The organism is Kribbella sp. VKM Ac-2569, from assembly GCF_004216905.1.
GTDB lineage: Bacteria > Actinomycetota > Actinomycetes > Propionibacteriales > Kribbellaceae > Kribbella.
In genome coordinates this window covers 118,245-134,355 of the sequence record NZ_SGXJ01000005.1, presented here as the reverse complement: position 1 = coordinate 134,355, position 16,111 = coordinate 118,245, and the positions used below count along the sequence as shown (strand labels likewise).

The 16,111-nt window shown below is 67.6% G+C and carries 17 protein-coding genes; 1 reads left to right on the top strand and 16 read right to left on the bottom strand.

Annotation, left to right across the window (positions count from 1 at the left end):
* Positions 1–11: 11 nt before the first annotated feature.
* The 16 genes from EV649_RS31670 to EV649_RS31595 form a co-directional block, all read right to left on the bottom strand.
* Complete coding sequence (locus EV649_RS31670; RefSeq protein WP_130387329.1) at positions 12–641, bottom strand: glyoxalase superfamily protein; 630 nt, start codon at positions 639–641, stop codon at positions 12–14.
* A 117-nt stretch (positions 642–758) separates the two neighbouring features.
* Positions 759–2,864, bottom strand: coding sequence for a DUF6351 family protein (locus EV649_RS31665; RefSeq protein ID WP_198682802.1), 2,106 nt, complete (start codon positions 2,862–2,864; stop codon positions 759–761).
* Positions 2,865–2,963: 99 nt separating this feature from the next.
* The gene (locus EV649_RS31660) at positions 2,964–3,950 is read right to left on the bottom strand and encodes a methyltransferase domain-containing protein (protein ID WP_130387328.1); all 987 of its coding nucleotides are present in this window, start codon (positions 3,948–3,950) and stop codon (positions 2,964–2,966) included.
* A gap of 396 nt (positions 3,951–4,346) precedes the next feature.
* Positions 4,347–4,778: a DUF2550 domain-containing protein gene (locus tag EV649_RS31655; protein WP_130387327.1), complete on the bottom strand. Its 432-nt coding sequence runs from the start codon at positions 4,776–4,778 to the stop codon at positions 4,347–4,349.
* A gap of 100 nt (positions 4,779–4,878) precedes the next feature.
* Complete coding sequence (locus tag EV649_RS31650) at positions 4,879–5,280, bottom strand: F0F1 ATP synthase subunit epsilon (protein WP_130387326.1); 402 nt, start codon at positions 5,278–5,280, stop codon at positions 4,879–4,881.
* A gap of 1 nt (position 5,281) precedes the next feature.
* Positions 5,282–6,736 (bottom strand): F0F1 ATP synthase subunit beta, encoded by a 1,455-nt coding sequence (gene atpD / locus EV649_RS31645; protein WP_130387325.1) that lies wholly within the window; start codon positions 6,734–6,736, stop codon positions 5,282–5,284.
* A gap of 5 nt (positions 6,737–6,741) precedes the next feature.
* On the bottom strand, positions 6,742–7,653 hold the full coding sequence (locus tag EV649_RS31640) for a F0F1 ATP synthase subunit gamma (protein WP_130387324.1): 912 nt from the start codon (positions 7,651–7,653) through the stop codon (positions 6,742–6,744).
* Positions 7,654–7,659: 6 nt separating this feature from the next.
* The gene (atpA, locus tag EV649_RS31635) at positions 7,660–9,297 is read right to left on the bottom strand and encodes a F0F1 ATP synthase subunit alpha (protein ID WP_130387323.1); all 1,638 of its coding nucleotides are present in this window, start codon (positions 9,295–9,297) and stop codon (positions 7,660–7,662) included.
* A 92-nt stretch (positions 9,298–9,389) separates the two neighbouring features.
* The gene (locus EV649_RS31630; RefSeq protein WP_130387322.1) at positions 9,390–10,187 is read right to left on the bottom strand and encodes a F0F1 ATP synthase subunit delta; all 798 of its coding nucleotides are present in this window, start codon (positions 10,185–10,187) and stop codon (positions 9,390–9,392) included.
* Positions 10,187–10,759, bottom strand: a complete 573-nt coding sequence (locus tag EV649_RS31625; RefSeq protein WP_130387321.1) for a F0F1 ATP synthase subunit B — start codon at positions 10,757–10,759, stop codon at positions 10,187–10,189. Before EV649_RS31625 ends, EV649_RS31630 begins: the two co-directional genes overlap by 1 nt.
* Before the next feature lie 30 nt (positions 10,760–10,789).
* A complete protein-coding gene (gene atpE, locus EV649_RS31620) occupies positions 10,790–11,011 on the bottom strand; it encodes an ATP synthase F0 subunit C (protein ID WP_198682801.1) in 222 nt (73 codons plus the stop codon).
* A 94-nt stretch (positions 11,012–11,105) separates the two neighbouring features.
* Positions 11,106–11,888: a F0F1 ATP synthase subunit A gene (atpB, locus tag EV649_RS31615; protein ID WP_130387319.1), complete on the bottom strand. Its 783-nt coding sequence runs from the start codon at positions 11,886–11,888 to the stop codon at positions 11,106–11,108.
* Between the two features lie 130 nt (positions 11,889–12,018).
* Positions 12,019–12,234: a hypothetical protein gene (locus tag EV649_RS31610; RefSeq protein ID WP_130387318.1), complete on the bottom strand. Its 216-nt coding sequence runs from the start codon at positions 12,232–12,234 to the stop codon at positions 12,019–12,021.
* 90 nt (positions 12,235–12,324) lie between these two features.
* Complete coding sequence (locus tag EV649_RS31605; RefSeq protein WP_130387317.1) at positions 12,325–12,789, bottom strand: hypothetical protein; 465 nt, start codon at positions 12,787–12,789, stop codon at positions 12,325–12,327.
* A gap of 204 nt (positions 12,790–12,993) precedes the next feature.
* The gene (locus EV649_RS31600) at positions 12,994–14,112 is read right to left on the bottom strand and encodes an MraY family glycosyltransferase (RefSeq protein WP_130387316.1); all 1,119 of its coding nucleotides are present in this window, start codon (positions 14,110–14,112) and stop codon (positions 12,994–12,996) included.
* Complete coding sequence (locus EV649_RS31595) at positions 14,112–14,960, bottom strand: L-threonylcarbamoyladenylate synthase (RefSeq protein WP_241998922.1); 849 nt, start codon at positions 14,958–14,960, stop codon at positions 14,112–14,114. Before EV649_RS31595 ends, EV649_RS31600 begins: the two co-directional genes overlap by 1 nt.
* A 109-nt stretch (positions 14,961–15,069) precedes the next feature.
* Between EV649_RS31595 and EV649_RS31590 the strand changes: the two genes are divergently transcribed.
* Positions 15,070–16,095 carry an adenosine deaminase gene (locus tag EV649_RS31590; protein WP_130387315.1) on the top strand — a complete coding sequence of 342 codons (1,026 nt, stop codon included), beginning with the start codon at positions 15,070–15,072 and terminating at the stop codon, positions 16,093–16,095.
* The last annotated feature ends 16 nt before the right edge of the window (positions 16,096–16,111 follow it).

Sequence of the window (16,111 nt, the reverse complement as noted above, 5' to 3'; positions counted from 1 at the left end):
CGCGTCGAGTCTCAGCCGACGAACGCGATCGCGTTGCCGTCCGGGTCGCGCACGATGAAGTCGGTGCCGCCCCACGCTTGTTTGGTCAGCTTCTGCACGATCTCGGCGTCAGCTGACTGATACTCCGTGTAGAGTTCGCGGACGTTCGGCGCATCGACGAACGCCATGATGAGCCCCTCGCGTTCGGCGGCACCGGCCGCGAACACCGGCTCGTCGACGAGCTTCAGGTGCAAGGTCGCGCCGTCGCGCGACACCGATCCGTAGAACGGCGGGTTGCCGTGCAAGAAGTCGATCCGGAAGCCGAGCTGGTCCCGATAGAACGTGGCCGAGGCATCGACGTCGGCGACGTACAGCACCGGTTTGGCGCTCGCGACTGCCGTGTCCTGAGTCTCCGGCTGCTCGCTGGTGGGCGGGGCCTCTTCCGTGCTCGCCTTGAGTTCGGCCCAGCTGGCGAAGCCCGCTTCGAGGGCGATGATCTCTTGGGCTTCGGTGAGCGGAAACTTCAGCGCGAGTGCTTCGCGGTCGGACAACGTGCGATAGCGCTCGAGCTGTCGGATGCGACCGCCGATCGAGAAATTCTCTCCGCGGTGCCAGCGAACGAGCAGTTTCGCCTGCTTCTTGTAGGTTTCGAGCTTGGGCATGGCGCTCCCTCTTCGGTCTTGAAGTAGGTGGGCCTTGCCCTTTCGGCTTGCTGCCGCTGCGCCCTACGACCGGGTTCGAACCCGCGCCTGCGACGTCGAGATTACCACAGCGCATTCTCAGCTTGGGAAGCTGATCCACGTGCCGGCCAGCGGCTGCTGGCCGATCCCCGGCTTCGACCAGTCGCACACCCCGCCGGGGAAGATCGTCAGCAACTTGTTCCACTGCGCGTCGGTGAACCCCGGGTACTCCGACCGAACCGGCTCACGCAGCTTGCACTTGATCACGTCCGCCGCCACCCCGGCCCCGGCCACCTCACGCGGGAACGATGCGGACGGGAACAGCTTCTCGCAGCGCGACGCCGGATCGCGGTCCAACGGCTGCGCGACGAAGCCCTCGGGAGCACGGCACCCTTCGACCAGCCCGGACGGCCGCGCCGCCACGATCTTGTCGATCCGCGGCCGCGATGTGGTGTCCGCGGTCAGTTGCGTGAGCCAACGATCCATCTCGTCGACCGCGTGCTGCAGCAGTGGGCTCGCGGTGCTGAACAGTCCGTACGTCGCATCCTCGAGCAGGCTCACCTGGTTGGCCGCCGTACCGTTCGACTTCTGCAGCCGGGCGCGCATCGAGAACGTGTGGTATCGGACGTGGATGTCGCCGTACGACTGGGTGTCGTAGTACGCCCGGTAGTCGATGATCGGCACGTCCTTCAGCCCGCCCCCGCCGTACGTCAGCCGCCCGGTCCGGTACGCCGTACGCGTGGCCTGCGGATCCGCCACGGTCCGGGTCGGCACCAGGTTGGCGTCCGCGTCGAACCCGCCGACCCGCTCGTTCAGGTCGAGGAACTGGGCCGGCGTGATCACCCCGGATTTCAGCGCCTTCAGCCCGTACTGGACGCCGACGTTGTCGAGCGGCCGACGGGAGAACCCGGTCGACGGATCGGTGCCGTACGCGTTGATCGTGTGGTCGAAGACGTCGCAGCGGGCGCCGCGTGGGTTCGTCGCGGGGTCGTAGCGCTGCTCGACCGGAAGGTGCGAACAGTTGAGCCGCGGGTCGATCCGGTTCGCGCTCACCGCCATACTCGGCAACGTCGCGTACGTCTGGAAACCGGCGACCTGACGCTTCTGCTCCTGCGTCCACTGAAGGCTCGACTTGGTGAAGTACGAGTCGAGCAGCCACGAGTCGCTGATGAACGAGACCGTGCCGAACCCGACCTCCGGGAACGAGCAGCCGACGATGATGCCGTCGAAGATGCCCGGGTAGTTGTCGGTGATCTGATGCGCCTGGTACGAGCCGCCGGAGCACCCGAAGCCGACCGTGAAGTCCGGGCGTCCGTAGTGCTCGACGAACAGTTCTTTCGTCATCATCGCGGACTCGGCCGCGGTCAGGTCGTTGCAGTTCTGGCCGAACACGTTCAGTGACGACGACATCAGCGCGTACCCGCGACCGAGCAGGAACGCGTCCGTCACCCCGCCGGTCGTCGTACCCGACCGGTACCAGCCACCGGCGCACCCACCGCCGAGCGTGAAGATCGCCCGGCCGTTCCAGCTCGGCGAACGCCGCGTCGGGGTCGGCGCCGCCGAACGCAACGGGTCGTGCAGCATGCTGGTCTGGACCACGGCCCGGTTCGCGCTGCCGGTCTCCATCCGCACGATGAACGGATCACCAGAGTCCGTCTTCGCGAGATCCGCCGGGTACGACGTGGCACCGGCCGGCCACTTCACGAACTGGCCCGCGGTGGTCCGGTAGAAGTAGTCGACCCGCGGCGCGACCGTGCAGTCCGCGTCCAGCGGAGCGCCGAGCGTGCCACCGATCACCGGGATCGTGAACTTGGCCGTCTCACACAAGAACGGCTGCTCGTGCGGCCCCGAGAACACCGGCCCCTGCCGCGGGTAGTTCTGCACCTCCAGCGTCGTACCCCGTCCTTCCGTCTCGGCGCGGAGGAGGTTCGAGCCGAGCCGCAGGTTCCCGACCAGTCCGGTCAGACCGGTGCCGTCAGCAGTGAACACCGACGACACGTCCTTGCCGTTCAGCGTCACCTGGACAGGCTCGTCGGCATCCGGTACGGCGACGTGCACAAGCGCATCGCCGCCGGTCACCTTGTCCGGCCGGCTCGACAGGACCTCCAGCGTCACCTCCCGCGACGCCAACGCCGGAACCGCAGGAATCACGAGCGCACAGGCAAGTAGCGCGACGATCAGACGAACCGGTCGGGAACGCGTCACAGGTCCTCCAAGGCTCAGGCGGCAACAACCTCGCAGACACCGGAAAGCATGTGCTTGTTTATACCCAGATTCGGTGAATGTGTTTCATACAATCCGATATCAACCGCGCGACACCTCCGCGACGACGATGACCGGGTGCCGCCCCGCGACGGTGACGTCGTACCGCGCCTGAACCCGCCAGCCGCGGCCCAGTCGGGTTGCCTGCTCCGGCGTGAGGATCGCGACGAGCCGCCCGTCGAGCACCCGTCTCCAGGCTCTGAGGTACGGCGCGAGGTCGCCGATCTGGACCCGCCTGTTCCACGGCGGGTTCGTGATGATGCGGTCCGCACCGGTCGTGAGCCTGCGGGTGTCTGCGCACCTCCACTGCATCCGTCTGCCGGCAGCGTTTGCTCTGGCCGCGGCGATCGCGGCCGGGTCATGGTCCAGGCCGACGTACTCCGCCTGCGGCTCGAGTTGGTGTGCTTCGAGGAGCAATGTTCCGGCTCCGCAGAACGGGTCTACGACGTTGTGGTCGGGTGCAAGGTCCGCGAGGCGCGCCATTGCGGCGGCTACGGGTGGGTGGAGGCTTCCTCGTACTGTCTGCTGGCGCCACGTCCGCCGATGGAGTGGTACGGCGTACGGGCGCAGGGCGACCCACAGGGTCTTTCCGTCCAGTACGACGCGCCATTCGGAGCGCTCGTCCGGTGGGGCGACGCCCTGTCGTCGTGAGTGGTAGCGGCCGCCGGTCAGGTGGGACAGCTGCTCCCCTACCAGGTCTTCGACGTCGTAGCGGTTGAAGTTTCGCACTCCTACGCAGGACGCCGACACGGCGAACGTGCTGCGATCACCTGGCGACTCCAGTACCCGGCGAAGCTCATCGGCCGCCCCGGCAAGCGCGGCCTTCGTATGCCCAGGATCCGCAATCGCGGCGTACACAACGAACAGGTCGTCCGCCAACCGTGGCGGCGACCCGGCGATCGACTCGGACGCGGGCTCGACGACAACCTGTCGCTTGCCGACCTCGACGACCCGATGCCCGGCGACGGCCAGTTCCTCGGCCGCCAACCACTCCAAACCCGTGACGGTCCGCACCAGCACCAACTGCATGGAGAATCTCCCGGATAGCACCCGGGAACAACCAACCGGTCACTCCCGCATCGCTGACCGCGGGAAACCTCGAACAGGCCAGCGGAAGCTAGCCCACGCGGAAGAAGTATGTCTCCATGGCGGAGATGATGACACGCGCCGAACGCCGGCGCCCACCGAATTTCGGTCTCTCCCGCTCGACGTACGGGTGATGCGGGCGGTGGTTTCCGGAACAAATGTGCCAGCAGGTGACGAAAATGTTCCGGAGACCATGCGTGCGGGATCCGGCGCGATCGGCCAACCACGGATACAGCACACCAGCAGATAACCCCTCCTCTGTGGACCTGGCCCGTTCCCGTGCTTCATCCGATGTCCCTCAGGTCACCGACTTCGGCGAGGGGTGTCAGCTGAGTCGGCTCAGAGGTAGGTCTGGGTGCTCGGTGGGGCGGATTCCATCCAGGCCAGAACGCCGGTGAGGGCTTCTTCGGTCATGGCGAAGTGGACGGTGCGGTCGCGGAGGTCGGCGTCCACGATGACGTGGCCGGCGTACGTGACCAGCGGCTCGTTGCCCATCGGGCGGCGGGTGGTGACGCCTTCGAGCTGGCGGCGGTTGACGACGAGTTTCGGCCACCAGGCGAGGCTGAAGACGCGGAACCACTGCAGGTCGTCGCCGACGTAGCGGGCCAGTCCGAGCGCCCAGCCGCGGCCGTGTTCCTTCTGCGCGAGCTGCAGGCTGCAATCAAAAGTTCCGCCGTCCCTGGACAACCAGCGACGGCGGAACGCGACAAGAGCGATGAACAGTACGGCGGCAAGCAGACAGACCCCGACGACATCGAGGACTATCCTCATACCTTGCCGACCCCATTTCCGGTGCCCGTGTTCTGGTACTGCTCCGGGCACCCCGGAGAACCGTACTGCCAGTGACGATATTCGATTATGGCAGGTCGAGTCAGGACGTCTGCTCGGCGGCCCGAACCCTGGCCTCGGCGAGTCGCACCTCGTCGGCGTCGGCGTCGTCCAGGCCGGCCGCCATCGCCTGATCGAGCTCGCGACGCGCCTCTTCGAGGTCGATGTCGTGACCCATCTCGGCGTTCTCGGCCAGGATCGAGACCCGGTCGTTCGCCACCGAGATGAACCCGTCCGGCGCGGCCGCGACGAAGTACTCGTCGTCGACGGTCCGCACCTGGACGGTGCCGCCCTGCAGCAGGCCCAGCAACGGCGCGTGGCCGGGCAGGATACCGACGTCACCGTCGGTGGTGCGGGCGATGACGATCCTCGCCTGCCCCTGCCAGACCGTCCGCTCCGCCGCGACGAGGGCTACCTCGAGGTGCTTCGCGGAATCGTCGGCCATCTCAGTTTTCCTTCTGCAGCTCGGCCCACTTGCGCTCGACGTCGTCGAGCGAACCGACGTTGAAGAACGCCTGCTCGGCGATGTGGTCGCACTCGCCGTCGGCGATCTTCTTGAACGACTCGATGGTGTCCTTCAGCGGCACCGTCGAACCCGGGATGTTGGTGAACTTCTCCGCCATGTAGGTGTTCTGGGAGAGGAACTGCTCGATCCGGCGCGCCCGCGCGACGGTGATCTTGTCCTCTTCGGAGAGCTCGTCGACACCGAGGATGGCGATGATGTCCTGCAGTTCCTTGTTCTTCTGCAGGATCTGCTTCACCCGGACGGCCACGTCGTAGTGCTCCTGGCCGATGTACTGCGGGTCGAGGATCCGCGACGTCGAGGTCAGCGGGTCGACGGCCGGGTACAGACCACGCGACGCGATGTCGCGGGAGAGCTCGGTGGTCGCGTCGAGGTGGGCGAACGTGGTCGCCGGCGCCGGGTCGGTGTAGTCGTCCGCGGGTACGTAGATCGCCTGCATCGAGGTGATCGAGTGACCCCGGGTCGACGTGATCCGCTCCTGCAGCACGCCCATCTCGTCGGCCAGGTTCGGCTGGTAACCAACCGCCGACGGCATCCGGCCGAGCAGCGTGGAGACCTCGGAACCGGCCTGGGTGAACCGGAAGATGTTGTCGATGAAGAGCAGCACGTCCTGCTCCTCGACGTCGCGGAAGTACTCCGCCATCGTCAGCGCCGACAGCGCGACCCGCAGGCGCGTGCCCGGCGGCTCGTCCATCTGACCGAAGACCAGCGCGGTGTCCTTGAAGACGCCGGCCTCGTCCATCTCGGTGATCAGGTCGTTGCCCTCACGGGTCCGCTCCCCGACGCCGGCGAACACCGACGTACCACCGAAGTTGTGGGCGATCCGGTAGATCATCTCCTGGATCAGAACGGTCTTGCCGACACCCGCACCGCCGAACAGACCGATCTTTCCACCCTGCACGTACGGCGTGAGCAGGTCGAGCACCTTGATGCCGGTCTCGAGCATCTCGGTCTTCGACTCGAGCTGGTCGAAGGCCGGCGCCTTGCGGTGGATCGGCCAGCGCTCGGTGATCTCGAACTCGGACTCGTCCTGACTCAGGCACTTGCCGGTCACGGACCAGACCCGGCCCTTGGTGACGGCGCCGACCGGCACGGAGATCGCCGCGCCGGTGTCGCGCACCTCGGTGCCGCGGACCAGGCCGTCGGTCGGCTTCATCGAGATCGCCCGGACGATGTTGTCGCCGACGTGCAGCGCCACCTCGAGGGTGATCGTCTGGGTCAGGTCGCCCAGGGTGATGTCCACCTCGAGCGCGTTGTACATGTCCGGCATCGCGTCCGCTGGGAACTCGACGTCGACGACCGGGCCGATCACCCGGGCGACGCGACCGATGCCGGTGGCACCCGCCTCGTTGTTCTTCTCGGTAACCGTGGCAGTCATCTCTCTCACTCGCTCCCGGCGTTCGCGTCGGCCAGCGCGCTGGCGCCACCGACGATCTCGCTGATTTCCTGGGTAATTTGGGCCTGGCGGGCCTGGTTCAGGTCCCGCGTGAGCTTCTCGATCAGGTCCTGCGCGTTGTCCGTCGCCGACTTCATCGCCCGCTGGCGGTTGGCCAGCTCCGACGCCGCCGCCTGCAGCATGCAGAAGTGGATCCGGCTGGCGACGTACTTCGGCAGCAGTCCGTCGAGCACCTCTTCGGCCGACGGCTCGAACTCGTACAGCGGCAGTACGTCGTCGGCGGCCGGCGCTTCCTCGCCCTCGACGACCTCCAGCGGCAGCAGACGGATCACGTCCGCGCGCTGGGTGAGCATCGACACGAACCGGGTGAAGACGATGTGGATCTCATCCACGCCGCCCTCCTCGGTCGGGGTCAGGAAGGCCTCGATCAGCGCGTCGGCGATCTCCCGCGCCCGGGCGAAGCTCGGGTTGTCGGAGTCACCGGACCACGACTGCGCGACCTCGCGCTGCCGGAACGTGTAGTACGCGATGCCCTTGCGGCCGCTGATGAACGGAACGATCTGCTTCTCGTCCTCGCGGAGCAACTGGTTCAGCCGCTCCCCTTCGCGGATCACGTTGGCCGAGTACGCACCGGCCTGACCGCGGTCGGAGGTGATCAGCAGCACCGCGGCGCGGCGCGGGTTCTCCTTCTCGGTGGTCAGCGGGTGGTCGACGTTCGAGAACGTCGCCACCGCCGACACGGCACGGGTGAGCTCACGCGCGTACGGACCGGCCGCCTGGGCGCGCTGCTGCGCCTTGACGATCCGGGACGCCGCGATGAGCTCCATCGCCCGGGTGAGCTTCTTGATCGTCGAGACCGAGGCCTTGCGATCGCGAAGCTCCCGCAGATTGGCTGGCACGGTCGATCAGCCCCGCTTCTGCCGGACGATCTGCTCCTGCTCCACGTCGCCCTCGTCCATCGCCTCGGCTTCCGCCTCGGTGCCGAGCAGCGTGCCCTCGGAGGTCTGGAACGTCGGCTTGAACGCCTTCAGCGCGTCGGTGACGGCCTGTGCCTCGTCGTCGCCGAACAGCCCGGACTCACGGATCGCGTCGAGCACCTTGCTCTCCCGGCGCAGGTAGTCCAGGAAGTCCCGCTCGAAGCGGAGCACGTCGTTCACCGGTACGTCGTCGAAGTGGCCCTTGGTGCCGGCCCAGATGGAGACGATCTGGTCCTCGACCGGGTACGGCGAGTACTGCGGCTGACGGAGCAGCTGCACCAGGCGCTGACCGCGGTCCAGCTGGCGCCGCGAGGTGGCGTCCAGGTCGGACGCGAACATCGCGAAGGCCTCCATCGCGCGGAACTGCGCCAGGTCGATCTTCAGCGAGCCGGACACGTTCTTCATGCCCTTGACCTGCGCGGCGCCGCCGACGCGGGACACCGAGATACCGACGTCGATGGCCGGCCGGATGTTGGCGTTGAACAGGTCGGACTGCAGGAAGATCTGGCCGTCGGTGATCGAGATGACGTTGGTCGGGATGAACGCCGACACGTCGTTCGCCTTGGTCTCGATGATCGGCAGACCGGTCATCGAGCCGGCGCCGAGCTCGTTGGACAGCTTCGCGCAGCGCTCCAGCAGGCGGCTGTGCAGGTAGAAGACGTCACCCGGGTACGCCTCGCGGCCCGGCGGGCGGCGCAGCAGCAGCGACATCGAGCGGTAGGCCTCGGCCTGCTTGGTCAGGTCGTCGAAGACGATCAGGACGTGCTTGCCCTGGTACATCCAGTGCTGGCCGATCGCCGAACCGGTGTACGGCGCGACGTACTTGAAGCCGGCCGGGTCGGACGCCGGGGAGGCGACGATGGTGGTGTACTCCATCGCGCCGGCCTCTTCGAGCGCACCGCGGACCGACGCGATCGTCGAGCCCTTCTGGCCGATGGCGACGTAGATGCAGCGGACCTGCTTCTTCGGGTCGCCGGAGTCCCAGTTCGCCTTCTGGTTGATGATCGTGTCGACCGCGATCGCCGTCTTACCGGTCTTGCGGTCGCCGATGATCAGCTCGCGCTGGCCGCGGCCGATCGGGATCATGCCGTCGATCGCCTTGATACCGGTCTGCAGCGGCTCGCGGACCTCCTGGCGCTGCATCACGCCGGCGGCCTGGAGTTCGAGCGCGCGGTCACCGTCGATGCCCTGGATCTCGCCCAGGCCGTCGATCGGCTTGCCCAGCGGGTCGACGACGCGGCCGAGGTAGCCCTCGCCGACCGGCACCGACAGCACCTGACCGGTACGGCGGACCTGCTGGCCCTCCTCGATCCCGTCGAACTCACCGAGGACGACGACACCGATGTCGCGGACGTCGAGGTTCAGCGCGATACCCCGGGTGCCGTCCTCGAACTCGAGCAGCTCGTTGGTCATCACCGAGGGCAGCCCCTCGACGTGCGCGATGCCGTCACCCGCGTCGACCACGGTGCCGACCTCTTCGGCGGCGGTGTCGGCCGGTTGGTACTCGGTGACGAACCGATCCAGGGCGTCCCGGATCTCCTCCGGCCTGATCGTGAGCTCAGCCATTGTGTTTCCTGCTTCCTTTGACCCTTGCTGGCCTGTTGTGGCTCTAAGAGGCTTTCCCGACCCTTAGCGCCGCTGTATGTCGTTAAGGGGGTTCAGCCCGCGATGCGCCGTTGCGCGTCGTCGAGCTTGGCCGCGATGGTTCCGTCGATCACTTCGTCGCCGATGTCCACCCGGACGCCGCCGACCACGTGCGGGTCGACGATCACGTTCAGCTGGATGTCCCGGCCGTACTGCCGTCCGAGGGCCGTCGCGAGCCGGGTGCGCTCCGCCTCGGTCAGGTCGGTGGCCACCCGCACGGTCGCGATGCTGGCGTTCCGCCGGGCCGCCGCGGCGACCTGGTAGGACCGCATCGACGCCGCGAAGGAGCGGCCGCGGCCGTCCACGGCCCGCTCGGCGAGCCGCACCGTGGTGGCGTCGGCCTTGCCCTGCAGCAGTCCGCGGATCAGCTCCTGCCGGTGCTCGGCCGGGATGCCCCGGTCGCCCAGCTTCTCGGCCAGGGCGCGCTCGGCAGCGACCACCCGGTCCAGCCGGAACAGCTCGTCCTCGAGTTCGTCCAGCTTCCGCCGGGTGTCGGCGTAGGCCACCTCGGCCTCGACACTCAGCTGGTCCAGGGCGTTGCCCAGGTCCCGGCCGCTGACCCAGCGACCGGACACCGCGACGGACAGGATCTCCAACGCCTGGGGGGAGATCTTGCCGCCGAACAGCTGCTCGGCCAGTGCGGCCTTGGTCCGGGCCGGCCGCGCCGGGTCGGTCAGGGCGCGCCGGAGCGCGCCGCTGCCGTCCAGCAGCTTGGCGATCGAGAACAGCTCGCCGCCCAGCCCTTCGGCCGGGGTCGCACCCGCCAGGGCCTGCTCGGCCCGGGCGAGTGAATCGTTCGACGCGCCGCGCATCAGCCGTCCGTTCCGACAGCCTGACGGGCGGACTCCGACTCTTCCAGCTCGGCCAGGAACCGCTCGACGGTCCGGCGCTGCCGGGCCTCGTCCTCGAGCGACTCGCCGACGATCCGGCCGGCCAGCGTGGTCGCCATCGTGCCGACCTCACCGCGCAGCGAGGCAACCGCCTGCGTCCGCTCGGCGTCGATCTGCGCGCGGGCGTGCGTGACGATCCGCTCGGCCTCGGCGTTCGCCTGCTCGCGCATCTCCGCGATGATCTGGGCACCCTGCTCGCGGGCGTCCTCGCGGATCTTCGCAGCTTCCTGCCGGGCCTCGGCCAGCTGCGCGTTGTACTTGTCCAAAGCCGCCTTCGCCTCGGCCTGGGCCGCCTTGGCCTCGTTCATCCCGCCTTCGATCGCCGCGGTCCGATCGGCGTACGCCTTCTCGAACTTCGGTACGACGACCTTGGCGAAGGCGATGGCCAAGAGGACCAGGAAGACGAAACCGAAGATGATCTCGGCCGTGTGCGGCAGCAGCGGGCTCGGCGCCTCGTCCGCGGCCTCTGTCAGCGGCAGAAGTAACGTCAGCATGTCTGGGTCCTGTCAGTCAGGGGGAAGGGGTCAGCCCTTGAACACGAAGGCGAGGGCGATACCGATGATCGCGAGCACCTCGGTGACGCCGAAGCCGATCCACGCGATCGACTGCAGCTTGCTCTGAGCCTCGGGCTGACGCGCCGTGCCGTTGATCACGGCGGCGAAGATCAGGCCGACGCCAACACCCGGGCCGATGGCAGCGAGGCCATAGCCCAGAACGGCGATGTCACCGGTGATTGCGAGAGCCATGTTGCTCACCATTGCGGTGTTTCCTTTCAGTACGGATAGCGGCTATCCGGGATTCCGTTACTACCGGTCTAGGGGTACTGCGGGGTGGTGCGGATCAGTGCTCGTCGGCGATCGCGCTGCCGATGTACTGCGCGGTGAGGACGACGAAGATGTAGGCCTGGATGGCCTGGACGAACAGCTCCAGCCCGGCGATCGCCAGCGCCATCAGGAAGGTGATGATGCCGACACCGCCGATCGCGATGCTGCCGGACTCGAAGACCATGTACTCGCCGCCGAGCACGAACACCAGCAGCAGGATGTGACCGGCGAACATGTTCGCGAACAGCCGCAGGCTCAGCGAGATCGGCCGGACCAGGATGTTCGAGATGAACTCGATCGGGATCATCAGCGGCATCAGCCAGATCGGCACGCCGGCCGGCATGGTCTGGTGCTTGAAGTAGCCCCACAGGCCCTTCTTCTTGATCCCGACCGCGTTGTAGATGACCCAGCTCATGATCGCGGCCACGTACGCCCAGCCGATGTGGCTGAACGTCGGGAACTGGATCAGCGGGATCGTCGCGGCGACGTTGTTCAGCAGGATGAAGAAGAACAGGCCGGTCAGGTACGGCACGAACTTCATGTAGTCCGCGCTGCCGATCGCGTCCCGGGCGATCGAGTTCCGGACGAAGTTGTAGCCGAGCTCGCCGGCGAACTGCAGCTTGCTCGGCACGATCGCGGCCTTGCGGGACGCACCCCAGAAGAACCAGACGATCACCACGACGGACAGCGCGGCCACCAGCACGGGCTTGGTGAACCAGTCGACACCGTGGATGATCGGGGGGGTCTCGAAGTTCTGTGGACCGGGTGGATTGAACTCGGTCGGAACGCCGGCGGTCACCGGGTCTCCTCTCGCGTCGTGCTCAAGTCGGACGCCTGGAAGTCAGGGGCAGGGCGGCTCAGGGCAGTGCAGCTCAGGGGGCGGTCAACAACGTCAGACCCGGTCAAGATCGTAGGGACCAGATCCGAGGTCAGGACCGCGACCCGTACCGGAAGTGCAACATCAAGATGGTGAGCCCGGCACCGAGGACGATGCCCACCGGAAGCAAGAATTCGGTGCCGAAGAGGCGATCCAGCCCGAAGCCGATGCCCCCGTAGACCAGGACACCGCCGATCAAGTAGGACAGGACCCGCCAGCCGTCGCCCGAATTCGGGGGTGATGGCTTCGGATCCTGATGCTCGCTCATTGGCACCCGAAACGTACCAGTTGGTGACATCGACGGTCACATCGGGCCCCGTAATCTCCACCACAGCAGGGAAATCGTTACCGAGGGTGCTCACGCCGTCACCTCTTTGTCGAGGTCGTAGATCGGCACGCGGAGCCGGGACCAGGCCCAGATCTCGCCGGCCATCCAGCCCATCACGACAACCATGGCAACCAGGCCGAGCACGGTCAGATTCACGTGCCTGGCCAGGCCGTCCGAGTTCAGCGCGAGCGCGAGCAGACCACCGAAGATCGCGATCCGGCCGGTGTACGACGCCATCGCGACGGCGAGCTGCATGGTCGGGGAAGTCTTACGGGAAAGGTGCAGCGCGATCAGCCCGGCGCCGGAGAACACGACGACCGTCAGCATTCCCAGCAGGGCACCCAGGAGGCCGGGAACTCCGGCGGCGACCGTGGACACGGCGGCGGCGTTCACGCCGACGACCAGCGCGGCGACCAGAGCGCCACGCAACATCGCCAACGCCGGGTGCTTGGTCGCTTGTCCGGCGATTTTCGGGCTGTGGGCCGAAGGAGCCATCTGGTGGTTCCGTCCTGCTGGCGTGCTGGTCTCGCGGCCAGCTCGTCGGGTGGGCGGGGTCAGGGGTGTCGCTGATCTTTGCTGGTGCTTGTGAAAACTAGCACAAAGTCTGCATGGTCAGCAAAACGAGGTCCCTGCCGCTGTACAGCCACACCTTATCGGTAGGCCACACCGACGAGTGGTCTGGTCCCTCTCAGCGGGGACTCAGACTTTGGCGAGCGGTTTCCCGGATCGTCTCGGCAGACCGGTCGTGAGCAGGACCGCGGTGACCGCGACGGCCAGGACGACGAGGGCGGTCCACCAGGTCAGGACGAGGCCGAGGACCACCACGCCGTACGCGATCAAGGCGGTCCACAGGTACATCAGCAGGACCGCCCGGCGGTGCGAGTGGCCGCGTTGCATCAGGCGGTGGTGCAGGTGCTGCTTGTCCGCGGCGAACGGTGACCGGCCGGCCTTGGTACGGCGTACGTAGGCCATCGTCAGGTCCAGCGCGGGGATCGCGAGGATGGCGATCGGCAACACCAGTGGCAGCAGTGCGGGCAGCAGGCTGGAGCCGCCGACCTCGTACGGGACCGCGTTCGGGTCCATCTGGCCGGTCAGGCTGATCGTCGACGCGGCCAGCATCAGGCCGATCAGCAGGGCGCCGGAGTCGCCCATGAAGACCCTTGCGGGGAAGAAGTTGTGCGGCAGGAAGCCGAGGCAGGCACCGGCCAGCGCGACCGTGATGAGAGTCGAGGTGGTGGCGCGGTCGAGGTTCTCGTGAACGTTCAGCAGGTACGAGTAGACGAAGAACGCGGTCGCGCCGATCGCGGTGACGCCGGCCGCGAGACCGTCCAGGCCGTCGACGAAGTTCACCGCGTTGCAGGACACCAGCAGGATGCCCGCGGTCAGGACGGCGAGCTGCGCGGGCGACGGCGAGATCACGCCGCCGGGCAGCGGGAGCCAGTACAACTGGATGCCTTGGACAACGAGTACGCCGACCGCGAGCACCTCGCCGGCCAGCTTGGTGATCGCGTCCAGCTCGTACAGGTCGTCGACCACGCCGACCGCGCAGATCACCACGCCGCCGACCAGGATCGCCCGGGCGTCGTGCGCGACCTGCAGGCTGTTGCCGAGGAACGGCAGGCTCGAGGCGACCGCGAAGCCGGCGATCAGGCCGCCGAGGATGGACAGGCCGCCGAAGTACGGGATCGGGACCTTGTGCACGTCCCGGGCCCGGACCTTCGCGACCGCGCCGTACCGCAGCGCGATCTGCCGGGCCACGCCGGTCAGCAGGAAGGTCGTGGCCATCGCCACGAACAGGACCAGCAGGTACTCGCGCACTAGTCGGCAGGCCTCACATCGGGATCGGTCTTCGCCTCGTCCTCCTTGGACGCCACAACCGGCTCCTCAGTTGGCTCCGCCTTCTCGTCGGCCTCGTCCTCGACCTTCTCGTCGGCCTCGTCCTCGACCTTCTCCTCAGCCGTCTCGTCGAGCTTTTCGTCGAGGGTCTCGTCCGGCTTCTCGTCGGGTTCGGCGGGCGGCTCGTCGGATTCGCCGGCTACCTCGGGGACTACTGCGCGGAGTTGTTCGAGGGTGAGGGCGCCGACGCGGACCACGCGGGGGGTGTCGCCGGTGAGGTCGACGATGGTGGACGGCTGTCCTCCGGTTGCCTCGCCGCCGTCGAGGTACACGGCGACCGACTCGCCCAGTTGCTCCTCGGCGTCGTACACGTCCAGCGCCGCCGGCTGCCCGGACTTGTTCGCGGAGCTGACCGCGAGCGGCCCGGTCCGCGACAACAGCTCGCGGGTGTTCTCGTGGTCCGGCACGCGGAGCGCGACCGTGCCCTGGGTCTCCCCCAGGTCCCACATCAGCGACGTCTGCGCGTGGCAGATCACAGTCAGCGGCCCCGGCCAGAACTCCTCGCAGAGTTTGCGGCCGTTGTCCGGCACATCGGTGGCGAGCGCGTCGAGCGACTCCACCACCGAGATCAGCACCGGCGGCGGCATGTCCCGGCCGCGCCCCTTGGCGTCCAGCAGCCGCTGGACCGCGTCGGCCTTGAAGGCGTCGGCGGCAAGGCCGTACACGGTGTCGGTCGGCAGCACGACCAGGTCGCCGGCCTCGATGGCGTCCACCGCTGCGCGGTACGCCGGTGCCAGTTCGTCCCCGGTGAAGTCGAAGCGCTCACTCACGGAGTGAATCGTGCCACTCACGCAGGCCCGGACCCTAACCGGGTCGTTACTGACAAACGATTGTCAGCTTTGCACCCGAACGGCCGAGGTTCTCTTTAAGATCCCCCGCATGACTGTGTCGCGTGAGTTCCTTGCCGGGTTGCCGAAGGCCGAGTTGCACGTCCACCACGTCGGGTCCGCGTCGCCGCGGATCGTCGCCGAGCTCGCCGCCCGGCACCCCGAGTCGCCGGTGCCGACCGATCCGGCCCTGCTGGCGGAGTACTTCAGGTTCAGCGACTTCGCCCACTTCATCGCGATCTACCTGAGCGTCGTCGAGCTGATCAAGACGCCCGAGGACGTCCGGCTGCTGACCTACGAGATCGCCCGCGAGATGGCCGAGCAGCAGAACCTGCGGTACGCCGAGCTGACCGTCACGCCGTACACGTCGGTGGTCCGCGGGATCGCCGCCGAGGCGTTCTGCGAGGCGATCGAGGACGCGCGGGTCGCGGCCGAGAAGGAGTTCGGCCTGGTACTGCGGTGGATCTTCGACATCTCCGGTGAGGCAGGCCTCCCGGCCGCCGACGAGACGCTGCGGATCGCGACCAAGATCCGCCCCGAGGGCCTGGTCGGGTTCGGGCTCGGCGGGCCGGAGATCGGCGTACCGCGGCCGCAGTTCCAGCCGCACTTCGAGGCGGCGGTCGCGGCCGGGTTGCGCAGCGTCCCGCACGCGGGCGAGACGACCGGTCCGGAGACGATCTGGGACGCGGTGCGGCTGCTGAAGGCCGAGCGGATCGGCCACGGTACGTCGACGATGCAGGACCCGGCGCTGGTCGACTACCTCGGCGAGCACCGGATCCCGCTGGAGGTCAGCCCGACGTCCAACATCGCCACCCGCGCGGTCGCGTCGTACGACGAGCACCCGCTGCGCGCGATGGTCGACGCCGGCCTGGTCGTCACGATCAACTCCGACGACCCGCCGATGTTCGGGACGGACCTCACCAACGAGTACGCCGTCGCGGCGCGGCTGCTCGACCTGGACGAGGCCGGGGTCGGCGAGTTGGCCAAGACCGCTGTTCGGGTGTCGTTCGCCGAGGACTCGGTGAAGTCGGCCCTGCTGTCCGAGATCGACACCTACCTAGGTGAGAACGCGGTGTAGCTGACAGACTGTCTTC

Bases quoted from the DNA above. Each gene is read 5' to 3' on its own strand.
- EV649_RS31610 (WP_130387318.1), bottom strand. From the start codon at position 12,234: ATGAGCGAGCATCAGGATCCGAAGCCATCACCCCCGAATTCGGGCGAC.
- EV649_RS31605 (WP_130387317.1), bottom strand. From the start codon at position 12,789: ATGGCTCCTTCGGCCCACAGCCCGAAAATCGCCGGACAAGCGACCAAG.
- EV649_RS31625 (WP_130387321.1), bottom strand. From the start codon at position 10,759: ATGCTGACGTTACTTCTGCCGCTGACAGAGGCCGCGGACGAGGCGCCG.
- atpA (WP_130387323.1), bottom strand. From the start codon at position 9,297: ATGGCTGAGCTCACGATCAGGCCGGAGGAGATCCGGGACGCCCTGGAT.
- EV649_RS31660 (WP_130387328.1), bottom strand. From the start codon at position 3,950: ATGCAGTTGGTGCTGGTGCGGACCGTCACGGGTTTGGAGTGGTTGGCG.
- EV649_RS31590 (WP_130387315.1), top strand. From the start codon at position 15,070: ATGACTGTGTCGCGTGAGTTCCTTGCCGGGTTGCCGAAGGCCGAGTTG.
- atpE (WP_198682801.1), bottom strand. From the start codon at position 11,011: ATGGCTCTCGCAATCACCGGTGACATCGCCGTTCTGGGCTATGGCCTC.
- EV649_RS31650 (WP_130387326.1), bottom strand. From the start codon at position 5,280: ATGGCCGACGATTCCGCGAAGCACCTCGAGGTAGCCCTCGTCGCGGCG.
- EV649_RS31670 (WP_130387329.1), bottom strand. From the start codon at position 641: ATGCCCAAGCTCGAAACCTACAAGAAGCAGGCGAAACTGCTCGTTCGC.
- atpD (WP_130387325.1), bottom strand. From the start codon at position 6,736: ATGACTGCCACGGTTACCGAGAAGAACAACGAGGCGGGTGCCACCGGC.
- EV649_RS31630 (WP_130387322.1), bottom strand. From the start codon at position 10,187: ATGCGCGGCGCGTCGAACGATTCACTCGCCCGGGCCGAGCAGGCCCTG.
- EV649_RS31655 (WP_130387327.1), bottom strand. From the start codon at position 4,778: ATGAGGATAGTCCTCGATGTCGTCGGGGTCTGTCTGCTTGCCGCCGTA.